Origin of the sequence: Streptomyces agglomeratus (assembly GCF_001746415.1) — a bacterium.
Lineage (GTDB): Bacteria > Actinomycetota > Actinomycetes > Streptomycetales > Streptomycetaceae > Streptomyces > Streptomyces agglomeratus.
Window position 1 is genome coordinate 7350075 of record NZ_MEHJ01000001.1, and the last position, 25354, is coordinate 7375428.

A 25354-nucleotide genomic window follows, 5' to 3' on the forward strand; every position below is an offset into this window, starting at 1 on the left:
ACGCGACCCGTGCGGCCCGCCCCTACAACGCCACGACGGTCGTCTCGGTCGCTTTGACGCTGGTCCATACGGAGGTTCCGTCGCCGAGACGGAGTTCGGCGGCGGCCTGCGGGGTGATCTCGGCCACGAGGTCCGGCGCCCGGTCCGAGGTGATCAGGACGCGCAGCCGGCTGCCCGACGCGGTGATCTCGCGGACGGTGCCGGGCCAGACGTTGCGGGGACTTCCGGTGGGCTTGTCGCGGTGTACGGAGACGGCTTCCGGGGCGATGATCGCGAGCGCGTCGGTTCCGGCGGGCAGCGGTTCCGCGACGACCAGCGTTTCGCCGCCGGCCAGTTGGAGGCCGTTGGCGGTGGCGGTGCCGGGCCAGGCGTTGCGCCCGAGCATCCTGGCGACCCAGGGCGAGCGGGGGTGGCGGGTGACCTCGGCGGGCGGGGCGTCCTGGAGGGCGCGGCCGTCGTCGAGCACGAGGACGCGGTCGGCCAGCGACACGGCTTCGACGGGGTCGTGGGTCACGATCAGGCAGACGCCGCCGAAGCCGGCGAGGTGGTTGCGCAGGGTGTGGCGGACATGGGCGCGGGTGGTCTGGTCGAGGGCCGCGAGGGGTTCGTCGAGGAGCAGCAGCCGTGGCCGGGTGGCCAGTGCGCGGGCGAGGGCGACGCGCTGGGCCTGGCCGCCGGACACCTCGGCGGGTTTCCGGTGCGCGAGGTGGCCGACGCCGAGGCGGTCGAGCCACTCCTGTGCGCCGCGGCGGGCCTCGGCGCGCGGCACGCCGTGAGCCCGGAGCCCGTACGCCGTGTTGGCCAGCGCGCTGAGGTGGGGGAAGAGAGCGCCGTCCTGGGGCACCCAGGCCACCCCGCGCCGGTGCGGGGGAAGCCGGGTGACGTCGGTGTCGCCGAGGCGCAGCGTGGCGTGGGCGCGCGGGGTCAGCCCGAGGAGTGCGCGCAGGAGGGTGGTCTTGCCCGCGCCGTTGGGGCCGACGACGGCAATGGTGGTACCCGGCGCGGCGTCGAGCGTGAGCCGGTTGAAGCCGGTGACCTCGGCGTGCAGGGCCCAGTTCTCCCGCGGTCCGGCCGGCCCGGCAGCGGCGCCCACGTCGGCAGCGGCCGGCTCGGGTTCGTCCGCCGCGGGCCCGGATTCCCGCGCGCGGGCGGCCGGTGCGCCGGTCCAGCGGCCGCGCAGTGCCACGAGGACCAGCATGGCGATGGCGAGCAGGAGCAGGGAGACGGAGGTCGCCGCCTCCGGCTCGTCCTGGAGGAGCAGGTACACCTGGAGCGGCAGGGTCTGGGTGGTCCCGGGCAGGTTGCCGGCGAAGGTGATCGTCGCGCCGAACTCCCCCAGGGCGCGGGCCCAGGTGAGTGCGGCCCCCGCGACGAGACCCGGGGCGACCATCGGCAGCGTAACGGTGAAGAAGACACGTACGGGAGAAGCCCCCAGGGACGCGGCGGTCTCCTCGTAACGGGGCCGCAGTCCGCCGAGGGCGCCTTCCAGGCTGATGACGAGGAACGGCATGGCCACGAACGTCGCCGCGAGAACCGCGCCGGACGTGTGGAACGGCAGAGTGATGCCGAAGGTGTTCTCCAGCCACGGCCCCAGAAGGCCGCGCCGGCCGAAGGCGAGAAGGAGGGCCACGCCGCCGACCGTGGGCGGCAGCACCATGGGCAGCAGGACGAGGGAACGGACGAACGCCTTGCCGGGGAAAGGGACACGCGCGAGCAGCCAGGCGAGCGGGACACCGAGCAGCAGGGACAGGCCGAGCGCCCACAACGACACGACGAGCGAGAGCCTCAGCGCCTCGGTGGTACCCGGCCTGCTCAGGTGATCCGCGAGGTCGTTCCACTGCGTACGTACGAGCACCCCGATCAGCGGCAGCAGCAGGAAGGCGACGGCGAGCAGCGCCGGAATCCCCAGCAGAACGGGGGTGCGCGGGCCGGCTGCACGGCTGCGGAGGCGCTTCATCTTCGGTTCCCTGGGGGCGTGGTTGCGGTACGTACGCGGGAACCCGCTCTCCCGAGCCGGGCGCCCGCGTACGAAAGAGGGTTACGGCTGCTGGAACTCCGCGTCCGTGAAGATCTTCCGCGCCTCGGGGGAGGACAGCCACTTCACGAACGCCTCGGCCGCTTCCGCGTTCTCGGACGTCTTGAGTGTCGCGGCCGGGTACTCGGCGATCGCGTTCTGCGCGTCGGGGATCTCGATCGCGTCGACCTTGCCGGTCGCGGTGGCGGCGTCGGTCTTGTAGACGAGCCCCGCGTCGGCCTCGCCCAGCTCGACCTTGCTGAGCACGGCGCGGACGTTCGGCTCCTGCGACACCGGATTCACGCTGATCTTCTGGGCGTCCAGGATCTTCTGGCTGTAGCGGCCGACCGGGACCTCGGGTGCGGCCAGTACCACCTTCAGACCGGTGTCCGCGAGGTCCTTGAGTCCCTGGACCTTCTTCGGATTGCCCTCGCCCGTCGCGATGACCAGACGGTTCTTGGCGATGACCGTCGCGGCGCCGGTGTCGGTCTTCAGCGCGTCCATGGTCTTGGTGTCGGCCGTGACCAGGGCGTCGGCGGGGGCGCCCTGCCTGACCTGAGCGGCGAGTTCCTGGGAGCCGGCGAAGGAGAAGGTGAGCTTCGTACCCGGGTGGGCCTTCTCGTAGGCGGCGCCCGCTGTCTTGAAGACGTCGGTCAGTGAGGCTGCGGCCAGCACGGTCAGATCGGCCTCGGGTGAGTCGGTCGCCGAGGTGCCGGTCTTGTTTCTGGTGTCCTTCCTGGTCCCGTTGTCGCTGCCGCAGGCGGCGAGCGGGACGAGGAGGGCAGTGGTCACGACTGCGGCGGCGACGCGGCGTCCGGCCGATGGGAGAGCGAGGGACATGACGGTGGGACTCCTTGGGAACACGGCCGGCGGACGCCGTCCGGGCGGATGGTGACGAGCCGCGCCGGGGACGGGCGACGCCGCTGGACGAACAAGGGGTCAGGTGCGGTCGATGTGCACGCTGGTCGACTTCACGCGGGCGGTGGCCTGCATGCCGACCTCCAGACCCAGTTCCTCGACGGCCTCCCGGGTGAGGAGCGAGACGAGGCGGTGCGGACCCGCCTGGATCTCCACCTGAGCCGCGACGTCGCCGAGCTTCACGGCGGTGACGATGCCCGGAAAGGCGTTGCGGGCGGAGGTGTACGGGGCGTCCTCCTCGCCGGGGCCGCTCTGTCCGACCTCGATGGAGAAGGCCGCCAGATCACGGCCGTCGATGAGGCGGCGCCCGCTCTCGTCGCGATGGGTCGCGACCCGGCCGGCATCCGCCCAGCGGCGCGCGGTGTCAGGGCTGACGCCGAGCAGGCGTGCCGCCTGTCCGATGGTATAGGACTGCATGTGCGCCAAGATATGTCTTGATACCTGGCATCTGCAAGCATCTGTCGGATGCTTCATGGCAGATGCGGTCTGCCTTGGACAATGTGACGAACCGCCTGTCGGCGCGCCTGCGCGAGAGCGCCGTCCGCCCCTTCCCCCGGCGGCCCGGCCCTGCTGCGCGCGCCGTGACGCCGTACCGGTGGGAGAGTCGGAGAGCGCGTGCCCGTGCGACCGGAGGTGCTGCTCGTGGAGACCGTCCTGATCACCGGTGGGACCGGCCACCTCGGCCGTGACGTGGTCGCTGAGCTGAAACCCCGGTACCGGGTGCGGGTGCTCGCCCGGTCGCCGGGTCCGGATCCCGACGTGGAGTGGGTGAAGGGCGATCTGGCCACCGGCGCGGGGGTGCCGGAAGCGGTGGCGGGCGCGCGGATCGTGGTGCACGCCGCGACGCTGTCCCCGGCCGCCCGGCGCGGCTACCTGTTGCCGGCGGACTTCTGGCGCAGCCCTCCCCAGGTCGACGTCGACGGCACCCGACGGCTGCTCGACGAAACCCGCAGGGCGGGCGTCGCCCATGTCGCCCACATCTCGATCGTCGGGGTCGGCCGTTCGTCCATCCCCTACATGCGGGTCAAGCGCACGGCCGAGGAACTGGTACGGGGGAGCGGAGTGCCCTGGTCCGTCCTGCGGGCCACGCAGTTCCACTGGCTGGCCGACCGGATGCTCGGCAAGGCCGCGAGGCTGCCGTTGCCGGCCGTACCGGGCTCCCTGGTCGCCCAGCCCGTGGACTCGCGAGACTTCGCCGCGTACGTGGCCGACCGCGTGCGGGAGGGGCCGGGCGGGGACTGCGCGGAGTTCGGCGGCCCCGAGGTGCTGGAGCTGCGTGACCTGGCCGGACAGTGGCAGCGGGCCCGTGGCCGGGCGCTGCGCGTGCTGAACGTGCCCGTACCGGCCCGTGTCCGGCAGGCGGCCCGTGACATGACGGCTCCCCACGGCCGCCTGGGCCGGACCACCTGGTCGCAGTGGCTGAACACCCACGGACCCGAATGAGCACCGAGGAGCGGCCCACCCCGAGGACCATGGGAAGGCACGCGGTCAGGGAAGGGCGCTTCACCCGCCGCGGGGCGGATCTCGTCTACGACGACGCGGGCAGCGGCCCCCTCGCCGTGTACGCGCACGGCGGCCTCGTCAGTCCGGCGGTCGAGGACCGCATGGGCCTGTTCGACTGGCTGCCGCTGCTGGACGCGGGCCGGCGCCTGGTCCGCTACGACGCCCGGGCCCACGGCCGGTCCACCGGTGAACCCGTGGACACCGACTACGCGTATGCTTCGCTCGCGGATGATCTGCTGAGCCTGCTCGACCACCTGGGCACCGCCGAGCCCGTCGACGCCATGGGCGCGTCCATGGGGTGCGGCACCGTACTGCACGCCGCCGTGCGGGCGCCCGACCGGTTCTCGCGGCTGGTCCTGCTCGTCCCGCCCACCGCCTGGGCGACGCGCGGGGCCTATGCGCGGGCCAACCGGGCCTCCGCCGACGCCATCGAACGCGAGGGAGCGGACGAGTGGTGGGCAGCCCGGCGGAACGAACCGCGCCCAGCGGCGGTGGCCGGCGTTCCGGTGTTCCCGCCCACCCCGGCCGAGCGGGTGCTGCCGTCCGTCCTGCGCGGCCTGGCGCTGTCCGACCTGCCCCCGCCCGCCGAGATCGCCGCGCTGCGCCGGCCGGCCCTCGTCCTGGCCTGGGCGGACGATCCGGGCCATCCGCTGTCGACCGCCGAAGCACTGGCCGGCTCACTGCCGTACGCCGGCCTGCACGTGTCCCGGACCCGCGCCGACATCCGCACCTGGGGCGAACGCGTCGCTGAGTTCCTGACCCGGCCGTCCCCACCGGCCCCCTGAAGGCCCTCGGGCGCCGCTGTCAGAGGCTCCCCCTATGCTTCCGGCTCGTGACGATCAAGAACAGGCTCGACGCGTTGCTGGAAGCCGGATTCACGGACCGCCTGGGTGAGCGGGACCGAGGACTGCTGGCACGCCGCGCACTGCTCAAGTCGTGCCACGAGGAGCCCTCGTGGTACCTCCCCGACAGCTGGTGGTTCGCGGTGCCGGGTGAGAGCTACGAGGGCCTGTTCACGGCTCTGGACCTGCACGACCGGTTCCCCGTCACCCTCGGCGAAGGGGCCGACGTGACGCGGCTGCCGTCCCGGCGCGGAGCGGTCCCCGTCTTCGTGACGCCCGAACTCGACGGCTGGCGGCTGATATGCGGGAATCTGGAGGACGTGGTCGGCCTCGACTGGGACGAGTGGATGGAGGCGGTGGAACGGCTGAGCGCCCACTGCGGCGAGGCCCAGATGTTCTGCGAGGACATCGCCGGAGGAACCAACATCTGGGTGGTCGCCGAGCACGGACGCATCCGGCGCCGGTACGCGTGCGACGGGGACCCGGAGTGGACCGGCGAGCCGCTGCCGTGGGAGGAACTGCTCCCCGACGCCCCGTACTTCGACCCGGATTCCGGCGAGGCCGAGCCCAACGAGGGCACCGCGGACGTGGCCGAGGCATGCGGTCACCTGTCGGTGGACCCCACCCGGATCGGCGCCCGCACCACCGTGCGCGGCCATGGCTGGCTGGCGCTCAGCGCACCGGGGGTGGGCCACCAGGATCTCCGGGGAGTCACAGGTTCCGGCCGCTGACCCGAGGCCGCCGCGCCGCGCACCCCCTCCGTCACCTCAGGTGCACGCCGATCAGGCACGTGTCGTCATCGGTGTCCGAGCGGCTGTGGGTCAGCAGCCGGTCCAGGTACTTGTCGAGTTCCGGGACCGGTTTCTGTGCGACCGACAGCAGATGGTCCAGCGACTGCTGCACCGAGAGGTCGCGCCGCTCGATCAGGCCGTCGGTGTACATGAGCAGCCGGTCCTCGGCCTCCAGCGTGACGAGGTGCTCCTCGTACGGCGCGTCGGGCATCGCGCCGAGCAGGATGCCGCCAGGCAGGGGCAGCGCGGCGGCCTCGCCGCCGCGTACCAGCACGGGCGGAGGATGCCCCGCGCGGGCCCAGCGCAACTGCCGTGTCTCCGGGTTGTAGATGCCGCAGATCGCCGTGGCCGTCACCTGGTCGGTCAGGTGGTGGGCCACCGAGTTCAGCCAGCCGAGCAGTTGCGCCGGGCCGGCCCCCGTCGCGGCGAGGCCCCGCAGCGCGTTCCGCAGCACGACCATGCCGGTCGCGGCCTTGATGCCGTGCCCGGCGACGTCGCCCACCGCCAGCATCACCGACTTGGAGGGCAGTACGACCGCGTCGTACCAGTCGCCTCCCACGAGGTGACCCTCCTCGGCCGGCCGGTACCGCACGGCGACCCGCAGTCCGGACGTGTCGACCGCCGGGGGAGAGGGAGGCATGATCGCCTGCTGAAGTTGCAGTGCGAGGCGGTTGCGTTCGGCGGACTGCTGCTCCGAGTCGGCCAGCCGGTCCCGGGTGGCGGCCAGGGCGACTTCGGTCCAGTGCTGGGCGGAGACGTCCTGGTAGGCCCCGCGGACGGCGACGAGTTGTCCGACGGGGCCGGTGACGGGTTCGGCGACGATACGGATGTGCCGCACCACCCCGTCGGCCCGTTGCAGCCGGAACGCGGTGGAAGCGGAGTGCCGGTGGTGCAGCAGCGTACGCAGGAAGCGGCCGATCGCCACCGAGTCGTCCGGGTGGGCGTGCTTGTGCAGCCTTTCGAGCGGGACCGGGGACGACGTGGGCGGCAGCCCGAACAGCGAGAACAGCTGGCTGTTCCAAATGACCTGCCGGCTGACGAGGTTCTCCTCGAAGCCGCCGATGCGCCCCAGCCGCTGCGCGTGCTGGAGGAGTTCGGCCAACCGGGCCGTCTCACTCTCGACGCGCCAGGTCAGCAGCACGCTGTCGCCGAACCTGGACATCCCCACCGACGCGACCGTGCTGAGCGGTACGTCGGCCACCAGCGTGCCGAGGGCCATCCGTTCCGAGCGGAACGGCTCGCCCGTGGCGTGGACCCGCAGGACGTGCTCGTACAGACCGCCCTCGCGGGCCGTCAGCGGATACGCCTCCAGCAGGCTCATGCCGGTGACCGTGGAGCGGGGGCGTCCGGCGAGGTCGGTGAAGTGCGCGTTGGTGTGGGCGATGCGGAAGTCCGACACCGCGTCCTGACCGTCGATCAGCGGACGCAGCACCAGAGCGGGATCGAGCAGCCCGTCCGCGAGATCGCCCAGGGCGTTCATGGCGTCGTCGGGGTGATGGGCGGTGCTGCTTGCTCCCAGGTCCGTGCCCGGCAGCGTGTGCGCGCACAGGTCGGCCAGCGCGTCGAGCTGCCGGGTGGTCGCGGCAGTGAGCGGTGGCTGCGGGTGCGGCCAGCACACCTCCAGTACGCCGAGTATGCGGCCGGCGCTCTCCGCCGGCAGCAGCGCCCGGGCGCCGCCGCCGCCGCGTCGCCCGCCGATGCCGAGCGCGCCGGCGGGCGGGCTGCCGTACCACTGGGGCTTGCGTTCGGTCAGGGCGCGCTGCGCGAGCGTCCCGACGCCGGGCGGTACGTACCTCCACCGTTCGGCCTCCCCGCGCGGGAAGCCGGCGTGACCGGCCAGGACGAGGGCGCCGTCCTGCCCTGCCGCCCACAGGGCCAGCGCGTCCGCGCCGAGCGGGGCGAGCGCCTGGTCGAGCAGGGCCTCCGCCGCGGACTGTGCGTCGCTGGACAGTGAACCGGCTTCCGCGGCCCGCAGCCGCAGCACCGCTCCGGGGGCGCCCTTCGTGTCCGAGTGCGCCGCCGTGGGCGGCAGGACCTCCGTGACGGCGTCGCCGGACGCGGCGTTGACGACGTCGGCCGCGAGTTCCAGCAGCGGCAGCCGGGCGGCTTCCGCGAGCGACTCCAGGTGCTGCGCGGCCTCCGTCGGCCCGCCGTGACCCCGCTCGACCAGGATGCCGGTGGCGATCCCGATCAGGGCGCGGGCATCGGTCGTCTCCTGCGCGAGGGCGAGGTCGCTGCGCAGCTGCTCCACGGTGGCCGCGAGTGCGTCGAGTCGCTGATCGCCCCCGGTCACCGGTTCAGCCAGCGGATCATGCAGGCCACGAGCACGTCGGCGTCGACCGGCTTGGTGATGTAGTCGTTCGCCCCGGCGGCCAGGCTCTTCTCCCGGTCGCCCTCCATGGCCTTCGCCGTTACGGCGATGATCGGGAGATCCGCGTGCTCGGGCATGGCTCTGATCGCGGCCGTCGCGGCGTAACCGTCCATCTCGGGCATCATCACGTCCATGAGGATGAGCTCGATGCGGTCGTGCCGGGCGAGTACCTCCAGGCCCTTGCGGCCGTTGTCGGCGTGCAGCACCTGCATGCCCTGGGTCTCCAGGATGCCGGTCAGCGCGTAGACGTTGCGGGCGTCGTCATCGACGACCAGGACCACCCGCCCCGTCAGCTGGCTGTCCGGGCCCGCGTCCAGACTGTGCGGCGACGCCGTGAGCGCCGCCGATTCGGCCGACCACGCCAGAGGCAGTACGTCGGACGGCCGCTCCGCCGTCAGGTGCAGCGCGATGCGCTCGCGCAGTTCGTCGAGGCTGGGCAGCAGTTCGAGCGGCTTCATCCGGGCCAGTTCGCGCAGCCGGCGCTCCTGCTGGTGGTCCAGGCGGCGCGTGTGGTGGGCGAGTACCGGCACCTGGCGCAGGGCCGGGTCACCGTTGAGGGCCTCCAGCAGCTGCATGGCGGCGCCGCCGGCCATGTCCAGGCCCAGCACGACGCAGTGGCAGGGCTCCGCGGCAAGCGCGGCGGCCGCTTCCTCCGGGCCCACCGCGGTGCGCAGCCGCACCGGCCCGCGGGCGTCGACGAGGGTGTGGTTGTCCGCCAGTTCGGCGACGGCGCTCTCGGCGACCAGGGAGAGGAGACCGCGCGGCCTGTCCTCTATGACGAGCAGGCGGCGCTGTGCGGGGATGACGTGCGGGGCGGACAGCTCCAGCGGCTGCTGGCTCTCCTGGTCCCCCGGCGCCGGCTCGCGCTCCTCGAACCGAGCCACCGGCAGATGGAGGGTGAACGCGCTGCCCTCGCCCAGGGTGCTGCTCGCCTCGATGACTCCACCGAGCAGGTGCGCCAGTTCACGGCTGATCGACAGACCGAGCCCGGTGCCGCCGTACTTGCGGCTGGTCGTGCCGTCGGCCTGCTGGAAGGCCCCGAAAATCGCCTCGAGCTGAGGTTCGGCGATGCCGATGCCGGTGTCCAGGACGCGGAAGGACAGGGCGGGACCGTACTCGCGCACGTGCGGGGGCACATCCGTGTCGGCCGCCGGAGCGATCCGCAGCTCGACGGCTCCCTCCTCGGTGAACTTGACCGCGTTGGAGAGCAGATTGCGCAGCACCTGCCGCAGCCGTGAGTCGTCGGTGACCAGGTCGGTCGGGACCCCGGGCGCGACGCTGATCCGGAAGTCGAGCCCCTTCTGGGCGGTCATCGGCCGGAAGGTCGCCTCCACGTAGTCCAGCAGACGGCGCAGCGGCACCCGCTCCGGACTGATGTCCATCTTCCCCGCCTCGACCTTCGACAGGTCGAGGATGTCGTTGATGAGCTGGAGCAGGTCCGACCCCGCCGAGTGGATGATGCCGGCGTACTCCACCTGCTTCGGCGTCAGGTTGCGGGTGGGGTTCTGCGACAGGAGCTGGGCCAGGATCAGCAGGCTGTTGAGCGGGGTGCGCAGTTCGTGGCTCATGTTGGCCAGGAACTCCGACTTGTACTTGGAGGCCAGCGACAACTGCCGCGCCCGCTCCTCCAGTTCCTGGCGCGCCTGCTCGATCTCCAGGTTCTTCGTCTCGATGTCGCGGTTCTGCGAGGCCAGGAGAGCGGCCTTCTCCTCCAGCTCGGCGTTGGAGTTCTGCAACTCCTCCTGCCGTACCTGGAGCTCTCCGGACCGGGCCTGGAGCTCGGCGGCCAGGCGCTGCGACTCGCCGAGCAGCTCGTCGGTACGGGCGTTCGCCACGATGGTGTTGACGTTGACCCCGACGGTCTCCATCAGCTGGTCCAGGAAGTCGCGGTGCACCTGGGTGAACGCGGTGACCGAGGCCAGTTCGATCACGCCGAGGACCTGGCCCTCGACGACGATGGGCAGCACGATCAGGCTGCTGGGGTCGGTGGACCCCAGCCCCGAGGAGATCGTGATGTAACCGGCCGGCAGCTCGTCGATCGCGATCGTACGGCGGCTGCGCGCGGCCTGGCCCACCAGTGACTGCCCGAACCGGAAACGCACCGGACGGTCCACGTCCGAGGCGTCGCCGGGATGTCCGTACGAGCCGATCAGCTCCAGCTCGCTGATTCCGGCGTGCTCCTGGGCGAGGTAGAAGCCGCCGTACTGCGCGCCCACGAGGGGGGTCAGCTCGTCCATGATGAGTTCGGCCACGACCTTCAGGTCGCGCCGGCCCTGCATCAGGCCAGACATGCGCGCGAGGTTCGTCTTGAGCCAGTCCTGTTCCTGGTTGGCCCGGGTGGTCTCGCGCAGCGACTCCACCATGGAGTTGATGTTGTCCTTGAGTTCGGACACCTCACCGGACGCGTCCACGGTGATGGAACGCGTGAGGTCGCCCTCGGCCACGGCGCCGGTGACCTCCGCGATGGCGCGCACCTGCCGGGTGAGGTTGCCCGCCAGCTCGTTGACGTTCTCCGTCAGGCGCTTCCACGTGCCCGATACGCCCTCGACCTCGGCCTGGCCGCCCAGGCGGCCCTCGCTGCCTACCTCGCGGGCCACCCTCGTGACCTCGGCGGCGAAGGAGGAGAGCTGGTCGACCATCGTGTTGATGGTCGTCTTGAGTTCCAGGATCTCGCCGCGCGCGTCGACGTCGATCTTGCGGGTCAGGTCGCCCTGCGCCACGGCGGTGGTCACCTGCGCGATGTTGCGGACCTGGTCGGTGAGGTTGTTCGCCATGGAGTTGACGTTCTCGGTCAGGTCCTTCCAGGTGCCCGCCACGTTCGGCACCTGCGCCTGGCCGCCGAGGATGCCCTCGGTGCCGACCTCGCGGGCCACGCGCGTCACCTCGTCCGCGAACGCCGAGAGCGTGGTCACCATGGTGTTGATCACACCGGCGAGCGCGGCCACCTCGCCCTTCGCCTCGACGGTGATCTTCTGCGACAGGTCGCCCCTGGCCACGGCTGTCGCGACCTGGGCGATGGACCGCACCTGGCTGGTGAGGTTGGACGCCATGACATTGACGTTGTCGGTGAGGTCCTTCCACGTGCCCGACACACCGCGTACGGTGGCCTGGCCGCCCAGGTTGCCCTCGGTGCCGACCTCGCGGGCCACGCGGGTCACCTCGTCGGCGAACGCGGAGAGCTGGTCGACCATCGTGTTGATGGTCTCCTTCAGCTCCAGGATCTCCCCGCGCGCGTCCACCCGGATCTTCTGGGAGAGGTCGCCCTGGGCGACGGCGGTCGTGACCTGGGCGATCGAGCGCACCTGGGCGGTCAGGTTGTCGCCCATCACGTTCACGGACTCGGTGAGGTCCTTCCACGTGCCCGAGACGCCCTTGACGTCCGCCTGGCCGCCGAGCCGTCCCTCGGTGCCCACCTCACGGGCCACCCGGGTGACCTCGGCGGCGAACGCGGAGAGCTGGTCGACCATCGTGTTGATGGTCGTCTTGAGTTCGAGGATCTCGCCGCGCGCGTCGACGTCGATCTTGCGGGTCAGGTCGCCCTGCGCCACGGCGGTCGCGACCTGGGCGATCGAGCGGACCTGCGCGGTGAGGTTGCCGGCCATGAAGTTCACCGAATCGGTGAGATCCCGCCAGGTCCCGCCCACTCCGGGGACCTGCGCCTGGCCGCCCAGCCTGCCGTCGGTGCCGACCTCGCGGGCCACGCGGGTCACCTCGTCGGCGAACGCGGACAACTCGTCGACCATCGTGTTGATGGTCTTCTTCAGCGCGTGGATCTCCCCGCGCGCGTCCACCGTGATCTTCTGGGAGAGGTCGCCCCTCGCCACGGCGGTCGCCACCTGGGCGATGTCCCTCACCTGTGTCGTGAGGTTGCCGGCCATGGCATTGACGGAGTCCGTGAGGTCCTTCCACGTACCGTCGACTCCGGGCACGTGCGCCTGGCCGCCCAGCCTGCCGTCGGTGCCGACCTCGCGGGCCACCCGCGTCACCTCGAAGGTGAACAGCGACAGCTGGTCGACCATGCCGTTGAAGACGGTGGCGATCTCCCCGAGGAGTCCGTCACTGTCGGACGGCAGCCGCGTACCGAAATCACCGTCGCGCACGGCGGTCAGCCCGGCGAGCAGCTGCCGCAGCTCGGGCTCGCCCACCGCACCCGCCGCACCGCCCCGCTCGGCGTCCCGCACCCTTACCGCGGCGCGCTTCCCCTGCCCCTGGCCCACAGTCATGCTGATTCCCGCCCCTCGTTCACAAGTCCCCGTGGACCGACCGACAAGGGACCGGCCGTTCGCATAGCAGCCGATTCCGGATGTACGGCCGGACTCATACTGCCATAGTTGCTATGCGGCAAGCATTCCGTCGCCCCACCGGTCACCGCAGTGGATTCCTGTACGCCGTGCCACCGGCCAAAACCCCGGGACCGGTGGCGCTTTCCGTGCTCTGCGGCACATCCGGTGACGGGCCCCCGGGAGTCCGTTTTGACGTAGGGTCGCCGGAGTCGTCGGACGCACGGAGGCCGACCGGAGGGGAAGAGCTTCAGACGATGCCAGCATCCGTGCCGGCGCCTTCGCAAGGAGCGGCCGTACGCGGCCCGCTGCCGTCCGGGCCGGAGCAGGAAGCGGCCCGCTTGGAGGCGGTCCGGCGCTACGACATACTCGACACGCCTCCCGACGGCGCCTTCGACCGGGTGTCCGCGCTGGCGGCCCGGCTCTTCGACGTTCCGGTGGCGACCGTGACGATCGTCGACAGCGACCGGATCTGGTTCAAGGCGGCCAGCGGACTGGACGGCGTCAGCCAGATCGGCCGCGACCCCGGGCTGTGCGCCTCGGCGATCCTGGCCGACGGCGCGACCGTCATCCCCGACGCCCTCGCCGACCCCGTGGCCTGCTCCAACCCGCTGGTCGCCGGTTCGATGGGCGTACGTTTCTACGCCGCGGCCCCGATCACCACGCCCGACGGCCACCGGCTCGGCACCGTCAACATCCTGGACACCCGGCCCAGGGTGATCAGCGAAGCCGAGATGGAGACCCTGTCGGACCTGGCGGCGATCGTCCTCGACGAGATGGAGCTGCGGCTCTCGGCGCTGAAGGCGGTACGCACCGAACAGGAGCGGCGCAAGGCCGAGCAGCGGGCACGGACCCAGGCGGAGCGGGACAAGGCGTCCCTCGCCGCCTTCGCTTCGACCCTCCAGCGGACGCTGCTGCCCCCGGCCCTCCCGGTGGTCCCCGGGCTCGAACTGGCCTGTCACTACCAGACGGCTTCCCCGCAGGACGTCGGCGGTGACTTCTACGACGTCTTCCCGCTCGGCGGAGCGCGCTGGGCGTTCTTCCTCGGCGACGTGTGCGGCAAGGGCGCCGAGGCCGCGGCCGTCACCTCGCTGACGCGCTACACGCTGCGGGAGGCCGCCCAGCACCACGAGGAGCCCGAAGCGGTACTGGCCGCCCTGAACACGGCGCTGCTCCTCGACGCCTCGATCGGCAGCCGCTTCTGCACCTGCCTGTTCGGGTTCCTCGAACCCGCGGCGGACGGGGGATTCAACGTCACCGTGGCGTCCGGCGGACACCCGCCCGCCTACCGCCTCCACACGCGACCGGGCGGTGGCGCGGAGGTGGAGCCCGTACACATCAAGGGCGGAATGCTGGTCGGCGCCTTCGAGGAGGCGGCCTTCACCTCGCGCACCTTTCACCTGGGTCCCGGCCAGGGGCTGCTGATGTACACCGACGGGCTCACCGAAGCCCGTCTCGCCGACGGGACGATGCTCGGGGAGAGCGGCGTGGCCGCGTTCCTTGCCCGGCGGACCGGCCCGGCCGACGCCACGGCTCTGGTCGACGACGCCGTGGCCCTGATCCAGGGCCTTCCGCAGGACGTCGGAGACGATGTCGCCCTGCTGGCCCTTTCCGTACCCCCAGTACAGGCCGTGGGCGGTCACGGTGTGAGCGCGACCGCCCACACCACTGCCGCCCCCGTTCCTGTCGACGCGACCGGCCCGTCCGGCGAGAAGGACTGACGTGGTGTCCCACAGCCTCGCTTTCACCGTCCAGCAGTTCGACGGCGCGCTCGCCCTGCTCACCGTCACGGGCGAGATCGATTTCACTACGGCTCCCGATCTGCGCGACCGCGCCCTGGAACTGAGCCGCCAGGGCAGCCGCCATCTGATCCTGGACCTGGCGCCGGTCGACTTCTGCGACTCGTCGGGGCTCAACGCGCTCATCGGCATTCTGCGCTGCGCCAAGGAGACGGGCGGCACGCTCGCCCTCGCCGCGGTCCCCGACCGGCTGTCCCGGCTCCTGGACCTGACCGGCGTCAGTCAGCTGATGCCCGCTCACGCGGACGCCGCCGCGGCCATGAGTGCGCACAGCGCGACCCATGGCCCGGCGGCCGCCGGGCCGGCCGTACGGCACCTTCGGGCCGTCGCCACCCCGCAGGACGGCGCGGACATACCCGAGGCCCGCGAAGCACCCTGAGCGGGATACCGCCGCTCGCTCGGGGTGCCTCGCGGGCGGCGGGCCGGTGAGAATGCCTCGCGGGCCCGGGGCCGGCGAGGCGGGCATGCCCGCCTCAGGCGAACATGCCCGTCCTGAGCTTGGCGATCGTGCGGCTGAGGAGGCGGGAGACCTGCATCTGCGAGATACCCAGCCGGGCGCCGATCTGCGACTGTGTCAGCTCCTCGCCGAAACGCATCTCGATCAGACTGCGCTCACGGGCGTCGAGCCGGTCCAGGAGGGGAGCCAGCGTGTGCAGGTCCTCCACGGTCTCCATGGCGGGGTCCGGTTCGCCCAGCACGTCCGCGAAGCTGCGCGCCGAGTCGCTCCCGGCGTTGTCACCGCTGTCGTTGGGTGTCTCCAGGGAGCCGGCCACGTATCCGTTCGAGGCGATTATCCCCTCGATGATCTCTTCCTCGCTGAGCTTCAGGTGCGCGGCGAGTTCCTTCACGGTCGGGTCCCGGCCGAGGTCGACGGCGAGGTGCTCCTTGGCCTTGGCCAGTTCGGTACGCAGTTCCTGAAGGCGCCGGGGAACGTGCACGGCCCACGTGGTGTCGCGGAAGAAGCGCTTGATCTCCCCGATGATGTAGGGGAGGGCGAAACTCGTGAACTCCACTTCGCGCGACAGGTCGAACCGGTCGATGGCCTTGATCAGCCCGATGGTCCCGACCTGGATGATGTCTTCCATCTCGCCGCTGCCGCGGTTGCGGAACCGGCGGGCGGAGAAGTGCACGAGAGAGAGGTTCATCTCGACAAGGGTGTTGCGTGCGTACTGGTACTCGTGAGTGCCCTCTTCAAGGACCTGGAGGCGCTCGAAGAACAGCTTCGACAGTGCTCGGGCGTCCTTCGGGGCGATCTTCCCCGCGTCCTCGATCCAGGGCAGCTCTTCGACACCGGCCGCTGAGCCGCCCACAGACGGGGCCGCGGCCTCCATCTCATCGGTGTCGGCAGCAGCCTGTGCGGAAGTCGCTGTCATGTGCCTGTCCTCCCCTTGTAGTGCTTGTTCCCTCCGGGGGGTGCCCAGCCTTTATTTTTGTATTCATGCCGCCCAACAAGAATTACGTTCCACAAGGATCAGGGGCAGTCGCCGGCGGCCGCGGGCACCTCGATTTCCCAGGGTGCTGCTCCGCTGCCGTCGGTCCAGGCGACGAGCCCGGTGTGGTCGACGCAGACGATCCCGCACTGCTCGGCGTACTCGGCCGCGGGCTGGGTGAACTCGCCGGTGGTCACCACCGCCGCGACGTGGGCCTCGTGCACCGCGAAGCACGTACCGCCGAAGCGCTGGACGTCCTGGGAACCGACCTTGTTCATGGGGCCGTAGCGCTTGCACTGGATGACGACGCGCCGTCCGTCCGGAGCGGTGGCCACGACATCGGCGCCGAGATCCCCGGCTCCGCCGACGACGTCGACGTCACGGCAGCCGTCCCGCTCGCACAGCGCGGCGATGGCCTGCTCGAAATCCGCCGGATCCATGGCGGCGTAATCCGTGGACGCGAAGGTCTCGGCGGGGGCGACTTCCGCCTCCGCGACCGGGACCGGTTCCGCCGCCGTTGCCGGAAGGTCGCGGGGTTCCGCCGCCCCGGGGTACCGGGACGTCTCGTACGTCGCTTCGGCCACGGCGCCGGCGACGTGCGCCGCGCCGCGACGCCTGCGTAGGCTCCGCAGGGCGGCCACCGCGGCGACCACCGCGACGGCTGCCGCCACGGCGAGGGCCGGGCGGTTGTCGGCCGCTCGTAGGGCCAGCTTCAGAGTCAGGCCCGCACCGCACAGGACGATGGCGACGAGTCCGAAGCAGAGGATGGTCTGCCGGAGGCTGAAGGCCGTTCTCCGGCTCGCGCGTCGCGGCCCGCGTATGCGTACGGTCATATTCGGCGGTCACCCCTGGATGCGGCGGCATGAAGATCACTCATGGCTGCCGTCTGCCCCGGTCCGTCCGTTTAAACAGGGGAGCGACCGGACGCCGACGCACGTGGCCCCCGGGGGACCGGGCGAGGGCCGGGGCAGGGCCTTGAAGATCGTCGTGACCGATCCCGTAGCCTTTGGCCCCCAATGCTTCGAGTCCGGCCGAGGGTAACCATGGACGTGATCACCTCCAGACAGAACGCGCGAGAGCGACGGCCCGCGCCGTGAGCGACCACAGCTGGCGCATCGTTCCGGGCCCCGGCGCGTTCGCCCACGCCCGCGACCTCGCGCGAGAAACGCTGGAGTCGTGGAACTGGCCGCCCGAACGTGTGGACGTCGTCGTACTCCTCGTCTCCGAACTGGTCACCAACGCCCACCGGCACGCGGGAACCGACGCGTGGCTTCAGCTGCACCCGACCCCGGACGGCGTCCGCCTGACCGTCCACGACGCCAGTACGCGACAGCCGGCCCGTCGGACTCCCGACCTCGAAGCCGCCGTCGGCGGGTTCGGCCTGCACATCCTGGAGCGGCTGGCCTCGCGATGGGGCGTCGAAACGAACGCGGACGGCAAGCGGATCTGGGCTCTGGTCCCCGCCGCGACCACGTCGCCGGGCTGACGCCCGCGCTGCCCGGAAGCCGGGACGCCCGGCCTGCGGCGACAGCGGCCCTGCTCCGGACGTATCTGATGGCCTCTCAGGTGACCGGTCCCGGCGCACCGGCCGGCCGCGACGGTCACCGCCGGCGCCCGTTCCGCCGCCGCTGGGTGCCGGCCCGCACGTAGTTACGCAACTGTCGCATTTCTCCGTGCAACTGCCGCCTCCCCTGCGCCGTCTATTAAGCGAAACGTCAATCACGCGGGCGCGAGGAAGGGACAGCGGTGAGGAACATACGCCGAAGAGGATTTGTCGCAGCCGGAATTACCGCGCTGGTGGCTCCGCTCACTGTGGCCGTGGGAAGTACGCCGGCTCAGGCCGCGTCGTGCACCACGCAGACCGGGGCCTACCAGAAGCAGGTCGAGAAGTTCCTCGGCCGCCCGGTGGACGGAAGGCAGTCGGTCGCCGACTGCAAGGCGATTCAGGCATTTCAGACGAAACACTCCATCAGTCCGAACGTCGGACTGGCGGGTCCCATCACCTGGGGCGTCATGGACCTGATGAACCGGCAGAAGGCAGTCGGGAGCAATCCGAACAGAGCGGGCAAGTGTCCCACCAACAAGGGCCGTATCGCCTGCGTCGACCTCACGCTCCAGCTCAGCTGGATCCAGGACGGCAGGGAACTGGCGTACGGACCGGTTCCCGTGCGCACGGGCCGCAACGGGTACGAGACGCGCACCGGCCTGAAGAAGGTCTACTGGCGCAACATCGACCACGTCTCCAGCATCTACCACGTGCCGATGCCGTACAGCCAGTTCTTCGACGGCGGACAGGCGTTCCACTCGGTCGGCATCAGCGTGTGGGCGCCGCCCGGCTCGCACGGGTGCGTGAACATGACCAAAACCGCCGCTTCAAAGTACTGGAGCATGCTCCGCAAGGGCGACGACGTCTTCGTCTACGGCCGCAAGCCCGGCACCTGAGCAACCTCACGGGCGGTGGTGGAACGCTTCTTTCGGTCATGGTGACGCGGCGGGCCGCGGCCCGCTGTTTCGCCCGGGCGAGGCGGGGCATCCGCAGGGGGCATGCCGGCACCGCAGGGCGTGCCGAGCGGGAAGGAGTGCTCCCATGTGCCGATGGCTCGCCTACTCCGGAACGCCCGTCCTGCTCGGCGACATCCTGTACAAGCCGGCGCACTCCCTGATCGACCAGAGCCTGCACTCGCGGATGGGCGTCGAGACGACCAACGGCGACGGTTTCGGCATCGGCTGGTACGGATCCGACGCGCATACACCGGCCATCGTCCGGGACACGGGCCCTGCCTGGAACAACCGCAACTTGCAGGAAATCGCGGACCACGTCCGCTCACCGCTGTTCTTCGCCCATGTCCGCGCCTCGACCGGGACGGCAGTGCAGCAGACGAACTGCCACCCTTTTCGCCATGGCCGGTGGATGTGGATGCACAACGGTGCGATCACCGACTTCCACCGGCTCCGGCGTGACCTCTCCCTGGCCATCGACCCCGCGCTGTACTCGCTCCTGGAGGGGTCGACCGACTCGGAAGTGATGTTCTACCTGGCCATCACCCTGGGCCTGGACCAGGACGCGCCGGGCGCTGTCGCCCGGATGGCCGGGCTGGTCGAGGGACTGGGCCGCGAACACGGGGTGGAGTACCCCCTCCAGATGACCATCGCCGTGACCGACAGTGAGCGGCTCTGGGCCTTCCGGTACTCGAGCCAGGGGAAATCGCGGTCGCTCTTCTACAGCACCAGGGCGGCCACGGTCCGGGAGCTCCATCCCGACCTGGCCTTCCTGACGGGCGTCTCCGCCGAGACACGCCTCATCGTGTCCGAGCCGCTGGGCGATCTGCCGGGCGTCTGGAACGAATTGCCCGAGAGCAGCTGCGCCGTGGTCCAGCCCGGCACGGACGAGCTGTTCACTTTCGAACCCCAGCCGGTGTAACGGACGGGGCCGGTCCGGCGACCGTACGAGGAAGAACGATTCCTCCGCCGCGGCGGCGGCCCCCGAAGACGTTGTCCTACTGGAATTCTATTAACCCCAAAGGGTGGCGCGAATTCAGATTTTCGGCGGTGGGCCACAAGAATACGAATCTCAGCCCACCCCTGGAGGTGCCGTTGTCCCGTCCCGCCTCGTCCCCGTCGACCATGATGACGCTCGGGTGCGCGCTGTTCGCCACCCGGTGGCTCCAAGCACCTCTGTATTTCGGCCTGGTGGCCGCGCAGGGCGTATACGTCTACAAGTTCTTCAACGAGTTGTGGCATCTTGTCGACCACGTCATCAGCGGGCGGGCGGACGAGACCCACGTCATGCTGGCCGTGCTTAAGCTGGTCGACGTAGTGATGATCGCCAATCTGCTGATCATGGTCATCGTCGGCGGGTACGAGACGTTCGTCTCCCGGATCGGGCTACAGGGCCACCGAGACCAGCCGGAATGGCTCTCGCACGTCAACTCCAACGTGCTGAAGGTGAAGCTGGCCACGGCCATCGTCGGCATCTCGTCGGTGCACCTGCTCCAGATGTTCGTCGACGTGCACCACACGCCCCGGCACGACCTGCTCTGGGGGACGGTGATCCACATGGCGTTCATCGCCTCGGCGGCGATCCTCGCGTACATGTCCGGACCCATGGCCGCGCACGAGCACCGGGGGAACGCCGCGCCCGGGACCCAACCGGTGGTCCTGCCACGGCAGCGGGACGGCACGGCCGAGGAGCCGCCCTCGGCGGCGGAGGAGCGGATCGGGGCGGCGGGGTTCCCCACACGCAAAGTGCTGGAGATGTTCGACGACAGCCAGCTGCGATCGCCCGACCCGCAGACGCTCGTACGGCTGGGCAAGGCCGACTTCGTCGGCCGCAAGGGCAACGTGGTGTTCCTCGGCGCTCCCGGGACCGGCAAGACGCACCTGGCCGTGGCGCTGGGCGTACGGGCCTGTCAGGCCGGCCACCGGGTGCTGTTCGCCACCGCGGCCGAATGGGCCGCCCGCCTCGGCGAGGCCAAGGCCGCGGGCCGGCTGACGAAGGAACTCGCGCGGCTGGACGAGTACCCGCTGCTGATCGTGGACGAGCTCGGATACGTACCGCTGGAGGGAGAGGCGCCCCATCTCCTGTTCCAGCTCGTCTCACGCCGTTACGAGCGGGCCTCACTGATCGTCACCAGTGACCGGCCGTTCGCCCGCTGGGACGAGGTGTTCGGCGACGCCGCGGTCGCCTCGGCGGCGGTGGACCGCCTGGCCCACCACGCGGAGGTGATCACCCTCGACGCCGACAGCTACCGGACACGGGGCCTGGAGGCCACGGCCGTCGGGCGGCGCACGGGAACGGGCTGCTGAGCGGAACGGGCTGCCGAGCGGACGACGCCCGTAACCCGCAGGTGGCACCGGACGTCCGGGCGCACATGCGCGAGCGTACCGGTTCACCACCACAACTCTGCACGTTCATGACCCGTTCGGAAGGGGTGCAAAACCATGTGGAGGTGTGCGGGGGCGGTCGACATGATGGCCGTATGAGTCATCGCGCGTTTTCCGTAGAGGCCCTGTTGGTCGTGGACGTCCAGTCGGCGTTCGTCTCCGGTGCGGGGGCGGTGCCCGAGGCGGAGCGGCTCGTGGACCGGACGGCGGAGCTGATCGCACGTGCACGGAGGAGCGGGGCGCTCGTCGTCCATGTGCAGAACGACGGGCCGCCCGGAGCGGACGACGAGCCCCACACCCCCGGTTGGGAGCTCCATCACTCCGTCGAGGCCGGTCCCACGGAGGTGGTGATCCGCAAGACCCACGACGACGGCTTCGAAGGCACGCCGCTGGGACGCCTGTTGACCGACTCCGGGGTACGGTCGCTCGCCGTCTGCGGCATGATGTCTGAGATGTGCGTACAGGCCACGGCCCGTACAGCCCTGGCACGCGGGTACCGGGTCGTCCTGCCGCACGACGCCCACGCGACGCACGACATCCCGGCGGCGCCCGGGATCAGCGAGCGGATCCCGGCCGCCGCGGTCTCGCGGGTCGCCGAATGGGCCCTGGGCTCGGACGTCGAGATCACCGCCCACGCCGGGGACCTCACGTTCACGGCCCTGCCCGCGCGTCCTGCCGAACCCGCCGTACGGACGGCATGAACGTACGCCGGTGATGTCGCGGGCGGCCGGGAACGCCGACCACCGGCCAAGTGGCGGGCGTTCGTCCGGCTGTCCGTCAGGAGCTCGTGAGGATGACGAGTCGCTGGGTCGCTCGGGTCATCGCCACATAGCGGTCGACCGCTCCCGCGATGCCCTCGCCGAACGATGCGGGGTCGATGAGGACGACCAGGTCGAACTCGAGCCCCTTCGACAGCTGCGGGGTCAGCGACCGGACGCGGGGCGTCGCCCGGAACGCGGGATCACCGATGACGCAGGCGATGCCGTCGGCATGCTCGGCGAGCCAGGTGCCGAGGACCGCGTCCAGATCCGAAACAGACCCGTGTACGACGGGAATGCCGCCGGCGCGGATCGAGGTCGGCACGTTGGCGTCCGGGAGCACGGCCCGGATGACCGGCTCGGCTTCCGCCATGACTTCTTCCGGCGTCCGGTAGTTGATGCTCAGCGAGGCCACGTCGATGCGGTCGAGTCCGACCCGCTCGAGCCGTTCCCGCCACGACTCGGTGAAACCGTCCCTGGCCTGGGCACGGTCCCCGACGATGGTGAAGCTCCGGGACGGGCACCGGAGCAGCAGCATCTGCCACTCCGCGTCGGTCAGTTCCTGGGCCTCGTCCACGACGATGTGGGCGAACGGGCCGGCCAGGGGCTCCGCGTCGGTGCCCGGCAGCGCCGTGTCGTCGACCAGGCTGTCGCGCAGATCCTGTCCGCGCAGCATCGTCACCGCACCCTCACCGTCGTCATCGGCCGCGAGCACGTTGTCGATGACGCCGGCCATGCGCTCGCGTTCGGCGGCCACAGCGGCGTCGTGCCGGCGCTTGCGCAGCGACGCCTCCGGGTCGCCGAGCCGTTGCCGGGCCGCGTCCAGGAGCGGCAGGTCGGACACCGTCCAGGCCCCGGCGTCCGCGCGCCGCAGCTTCCGTACGTCGTCGGGGCTCAGCCAGGGAGCGCACATCCGCAGGTAGGCGGGTACCGACCAGAGATCTCCGACGAGGTCGGCCGCTTCGAGCAGCGGCCACGCGCGGTTGAGGGTCCCGGTCAGCTCCTCGTCGTGCAGCAGTGCCCTGCGGAACTGGTCGGCCGGGACATCACCGTCGTGCTTGTCCATCAGGATCGTGACCAGCTCGTCCCAGATCACGTCGCGCGCCTCGTTGTGCGGCGTACCCGGTCCCGGTGCTTCGAACGCCTCGGCCCAGTCGTCGGCGGTCAGCCGGACGTCGGACCAGGGTGTCGTGACCGTCATCCCCCGGGTGGGCGGCTCCTCGTAGTACCTGACCGCCGTCTCGATCGCCTTCACCATGTCCGCGGACGACTTCAGGAGGGCCACCTCCGGGTCGGTCTCGAGCGCTGCTGTGGCGCCCTCGGCGACGAGGTCCCGCAGGGTGCAGGTCTGCACGCCGTCCTCGCCGAGGCTGGGGAGGACGTCGGCGACGTAGGACAGGTAGGGCCGGCTCGGACCGACGAACAGCACACCGCCCTTGCGGTGGCCCAGGCGGGGGTCGGAGTAGAGGAGGTAGGCGGAGCGGTGCAGAGCGACGACGGTCTTTCCCGTACCGGGACCGCCGTCGACGACGAGAGCGCCACGGGATCCCGCGCGGATGATGGCGTCCTGGTCGGCCTGGATCGTGCCGAGCACGTCTCGCATCCGGGCCGACCGGTTGCTGCCCAGGCTGGCGATGAAGGCGGACTGGTCGTCGAGCGCGGCGTGCCCGGCGAACCCGTCCGAGGTGAAGACCTCGTCCCAGTAGTCGCTGATCCGCCCTCGGGTCCAGCGGTATCTGCGGCGGCTGGCCAGCCCCATCGGGTTGGCGTGGGTGGCTCCGAAGAACGGTTCGGCCGCGGGGGAGCGCCAGTCGAGCAGCAGTCGGCGGCCCTCGCTGTCCGTAAGGCCGAGCCGTCCGACGTACACGGGCTCGGGGTCGTCCGCGCCGACCATGTGTCCGAGGCACAGATCCAGACCGAAGCGGCGCAGTGCGCGCAGGCGAGCGGTCAGCCGGTGGATCTCCAAGTCCCGCTCCATCGCCTCCCGGCCTATGCCGCCGGGCGCCCTGCGCTCGGCATCGAGGCGGTCGGACAGTTCGGCGATCGCCTGCTCCAGGCTCTGCGCGATGGCCGCGAAGTGCTGCTCGTCACCGGCGATCAGCGCCGGATCGGCCTTGGGGGAGAGGTGGCCCGGAAGTTCGAACGCGCTGGTGGTGAGGGGGGTCATCGCATCAGTTCCGATCTGGGTTCGCGTGCGGCAGTGACGACGCGGCAAGGCGTCTTGACCTGGGTGACGAAGAGGGCGGCCACGACGGGCAACGTCTCGCCTGCCGGGGACCCCGTTGATCCTGGGGGCCTGGGCTCTGCTCGTGATGTCGCGTGATTCACGCGGACACCGGCGGCCTTTCCCGGCCGATCGTGTCGAGCAGCAGCTTCGCGGCCACTGTCGTCCCGTCGGTGCGGATGGTGGCGGCCACGGCCCTCGCCCGGTCGCGGGTCTCGGGGGTCAGGGTGGTGCGGAGCGCGGCGGACAGGGACTCTGCGGTCGGGGCGGGACCGTCGTGTGCTGTGCCGATGCCCAGCTCGGCCACCCGGCCGGCCCAGTACGGCTGGTCCACCATCTGGGGTACGACCACCTGGGGAGCGCCGGCCCGGGCGGCTGTCGTCGTGGTGCCCGCGCCGCCGTGGTGCACGACGGCGGCCACCCGTGGGAACAGTGCCTGGTGGTTGACCTCGCCGATGGCGAAGCAGTCGTCCTCGTCGTCGATCAGGGCCAGGCCAGCCCAGCCGTGGGAGACGAGTGCGCGTCGGCCCTGGGCGCGGATCGCCTCGATGGCGGCCCGGGCGGCGTCCTTCGATGCCCTCATGGGCATGCTGCCGAAGCCCACGTACACGGGTGGTGCGCCGGCATCCAGGAACGCCACCAGCTCGGCCGGCAGCGGGCGTTCGTCCGGCAGGACCCACGCGCCGGTCTGTACGACGTCGAGGTCCGCCGGCTTCCGCCAAGGGCCCAGGGCCGGGTCGGCCGCCAGCCACGGCTGGTCGGTGAAGACGTAGTCGCGGACGTTGTCCACCGGGGGCATGCCGATCGACGCCCGGTGCGCGTTGAGCCCCGGTCCGAACAGTTCCTGCACGCTGTGGGCGTTCAGGTCCCACAGCGCACCGTTGTCGGTCACGTCCGTCGGGAGCGGGCGGCCCGGCAGCGGGTGCGGCGGGTGGTGCGGCGACGGGAGCATGGTGGGAAAGTAGGTCAGGTACGTGTAAGGGATGCCCAGTTGGTCGGCCACCGACCGTGCGGCGGCCGCGGCCGGTATCAAGCCGGTCGCCACCAGCGCGTCACATCCCGCGGCCGCCGCGGCGACCGCGTCGAACTGAGCGGTGATCAGCGCGGCGGCGCGCTGGGGCAGGCTCTCCACCGTCGGCGCCGTCGCCCCGGCCACCATCGCGCGCAGCGGCTGGCCGACTGGCACCAGCTCCACGCCGACACCCGCCAGCAGCTCCGCGAATTCCTTGTCCGGCGGCGCGCACACCCGTACCTCGGCGCCCAGCTCGCGCAGCCGCACCGCGAGTCCCACCATCGGTTCGACGTCTCCGCGCGATCCGTACGTCGACAACAACACACGCATTTCGTGAACTCTCATTCCGCAGTATCTGGCCGAGGTCGACGATTCTGCGGCACGACCGGGGCCTTGCCGCAAGGCCCCCTGTGCGCTATAAGTTAAGAGTGGCAAGGAGTGAGTATTCCTCTTGCCGGTGATGTCCGCGTCAGACGGACAACCTTCTTGAGCAGCTACAGCGCGCCAGGTACGGCGGGAACGCGAAGC

At 71.0% G+C, this 25354-nt stretch carries 19 protein-coding genes; 10 read left to right on the forward strand and 9 right to left on the reverse strand.

Annotated elements, in window-relative coordinates; genetic code table 11:
• Positions 1 to 22: 22 nt before the first annotated feature.
• From AS594_RS32155 to AS594_RS32165, 3 genes are all read right to left on the reverse strand, one after another.
• Positions 23 to 1957, reverse strand: coding sequence for an ABC transporter permease (locus AS594_RS32155; protein WP_069775239.1), 1935 nt, complete (start codon positions 1955 to 1957; stop codon positions 23 to 25).
• A gap of 81 nt (positions 1958 to 2038) precedes the next feature.
• Complete coding sequence (gene modA / locus AS594_RS32160; RefSeq protein WP_069775199.1) at positions 2039 to 2854, reverse strand: molybdate ABC transporter substrate-binding protein; 816 nt, start codon at positions 2852 to 2854, stop codon at positions 2039 to 2041.
• Between the two features lie 99 nt (positions 2855 to 2953).
• Positions 2954 to 3349: a TOBE domain-containing protein gene (locus AS594_RS32165; RefSeq protein ID WP_069775198.1), complete on the reverse strand. Its 396-nt coding sequence runs from the start codon at positions 3347 to 3349 to the stop codon at positions 2954 to 2956.
• Positions 3350 to 3547: 198 nt separating this feature from the next.
• Here AS594_RS32165 and AS594_RS32170 point away from each other — a divergent pair, with 198 nt between their 5' ends.
• The 3 genes from AS594_RS32170 to AS594_RS32180 are packed head-to-tail and all read left to right on the forward strand — an operon-like array spanning position 3548 to position 6008.
• Complete coding sequence (locus AS594_RS32170) at positions 3548 to 4375, forward strand: SDR family oxidoreductase (RefSeq protein ID WP_240509126.1); 828 nt, start codon at positions 3548 to 3550, stop codon at positions 4373 to 4375.
• Complete coding sequence (locus AS594_RS32175; RefSeq protein WP_206281727.1) at positions 4372 to 5220, forward strand: alpha/beta fold hydrolase; 849 nt, start codon at positions 4372 to 4374, stop codon at positions 5218 to 5220. The genes AS594_RS32170 and AS594_RS32175 overlap by 4 nt, the downstream gene beginning before the upstream one ends.
• 47 nt (positions 5221 to 5267) lie before the next feature.
• The gene (locus AS594_RS32180; protein ID WP_069775195.1) at positions 5268 to 6008 is read left to right on the forward strand and encodes a hypothetical protein; all 741 of its coding nucleotides are present in this window, start codon (positions 5268 to 5270) and stop codon (positions 6006 to 6008) included.
• A gap of 31 nt (positions 6009 to 6039) precedes the next feature.
• On the opposite strand, the gene AS594_RS32185 is transcribed toward AS594_RS32180, so the two are convergent.
• Positions 6040 to 8361: a SpoIIE family protein phosphatase gene (locus AS594_RS32185; protein WP_069775194.1), complete on the reverse strand. Its 2322-nt coding sequence runs from the start codon at positions 8359 to 8361 to the stop codon at positions 6040 to 6042.
• Positions 8358 to 12662 (reverse strand): HAMP domain-containing protein, encoded by a 4305-nt coding sequence (locus AS594_RS32190; protein ID WP_069775193.1) that lies wholly within the window; start codon positions 12660 to 12662, stop codon positions 8358 to 8360. Before AS594_RS32190 ends, AS594_RS32185 begins: the two co-directional genes overlap by 4 nt.
• A 314-nt stretch (positions 12663 to 12976) precedes the next feature.
• Here AS594_RS32190 and AS594_RS32195 point away from each other — a divergent pair, with 314 nt between their 5' ends.
• Complete coding sequence (locus AS594_RS32195; RefSeq protein ID WP_079148788.1) at positions 12977 to 14440, forward strand: PP2C family protein-serine/threonine phosphatase; 1464 nt, start codon at positions 12977 to 12979, stop codon at positions 14438 to 14440.
• A gap of 1 nt (position 14441) precedes the next feature.
• Positions 14442 to 14897, forward strand: a complete 456-nt coding sequence (locus AS594_RS32200; RefSeq protein ID WP_240509127.1) for an STAS domain-containing protein — start codon at positions 14442 to 14444, stop codon at positions 14895 to 14897.
• A gap of 94 nt (positions 14898 to 14991) precedes the next feature.
• Here the strand turns inward: AS594_RS32200 and AS594_RS32205 are convergent, their stop codons facing one another.
• Positions 14992 to 15891 carry a SigB/SigF/SigG family RNA polymerase sigma factor gene (locus AS594_RS32205; protein ID WP_069935662.1) on the reverse strand — a complete coding sequence of 300 codons (900 nt, stop codon included), beginning with the start codon at positions 15889 to 15891 and terminating at the stop codon, positions 14992 to 14994.
• 98 nt (positions 15892 to 15989) lie between these two features.
• On the reverse strand, positions 15990 to 16781 hold the full coding sequence (locus tag AS594_RS32210; protein ID WP_069775187.1) for a restriction endonuclease: 792 nt from the start codon (positions 16779 to 16781) through the stop codon (positions 15990 to 15992).
• A gap of 260 nt (positions 16782 to 17041) precedes the next feature.
• Here AS594_RS32210 and AS594_RS32215 point away from each other — a divergent pair, with 260 nt between their 5' ends.
• The 5 genes from AS594_RS32215 to AS594_RS32235 all read left to right on the forward strand — a co-directional run bounded on the left by AS594_RS32215 (position 17042) and on the right by AS594_RS32235 (position 21533).
• On the forward strand, positions 17042 to 17434 hold the full coding sequence (locus AS594_RS32215) for an ATP-binding protein (protein WP_167368059.1): 393 nt from the start codon (positions 17042 to 17044) through the stop codon (positions 17432 to 17434).
• A gap of 260 nt (positions 17435 to 17694) precedes the next feature.
• Positions 17695 to 18390 (forward strand): L,D-transpeptidase, encoded by a 696-nt coding sequence (locus AS594_RS32220; protein WP_069775183.1) that lies wholly within the window; start codon positions 17695 to 17697, stop codon positions 18388 to 18390.
• Positions 18391 to 18535: 145 nt separating this feature from the next.
• Positions 18536 to 19369 (forward strand): class II glutamine amidotransferase, encoded by an 834-nt coding sequence (locus AS594_RS32225; protein ID WP_069775182.1) that lies wholly within the window; start codon positions 18536 to 18538, stop codon positions 19367 to 19369.
• Between the two features lie 128 nt (positions 19370 to 19497).
• The gene (istB, locus tag AS594_RS32230) at positions 19498 to 20754 is read left to right on the forward strand and encodes an IS21-like element helper ATPase IstB (RefSeq protein WP_069775180.1); all 1257 of its coding nucleotides are present in this window, start codon (positions 19498 to 19500) and stop codon (positions 20752 to 20754) included.
• Positions 20755 to 20927: 173 nt separating this feature from the next.
• On the forward strand, positions 20928 to 21533 hold the full coding sequence (locus tag AS594_RS32235) for a cysteine hydrolase family protein (protein WP_069935663.1): 606 nt from the start codon (positions 20928 to 20930) through the stop codon (positions 21531 to 21533).
• A 76-nt stretch (positions 21534 to 21609) separates the two neighbouring features.
• On the opposite strand, the gene helR is transcribed toward AS594_RS32235, so the two are convergent.
• Both helR and AS594_RS32245 read right to left on the reverse strand, forming a co-directional pair.
• Positions 21610 to 23757, reverse strand: a complete 2148-nt coding sequence (gene helR, locus AS594_RS32240) for an RNA polymerase recycling motor ATPase HelR (protein WP_069935664.1) — start codon at positions 23755 to 23757, stop codon at positions 21610 to 21612.
• A 157-nt stretch (positions 23758 to 23914) separates the two neighbouring features.
• Positions 23915 to 25156 carry a glycosyltransferase gene (locus tag AS594_RS32245; protein ID WP_069935665.1) on the reverse strand — a complete coding sequence of 414 codons (1242 nt, stop codon included), beginning with the start codon at positions 25154 to 25156 and terminating at the stop codon, positions 23915 to 23917.
• Positions 25157 to 25354: the final 198 nt, after the last annotated feature.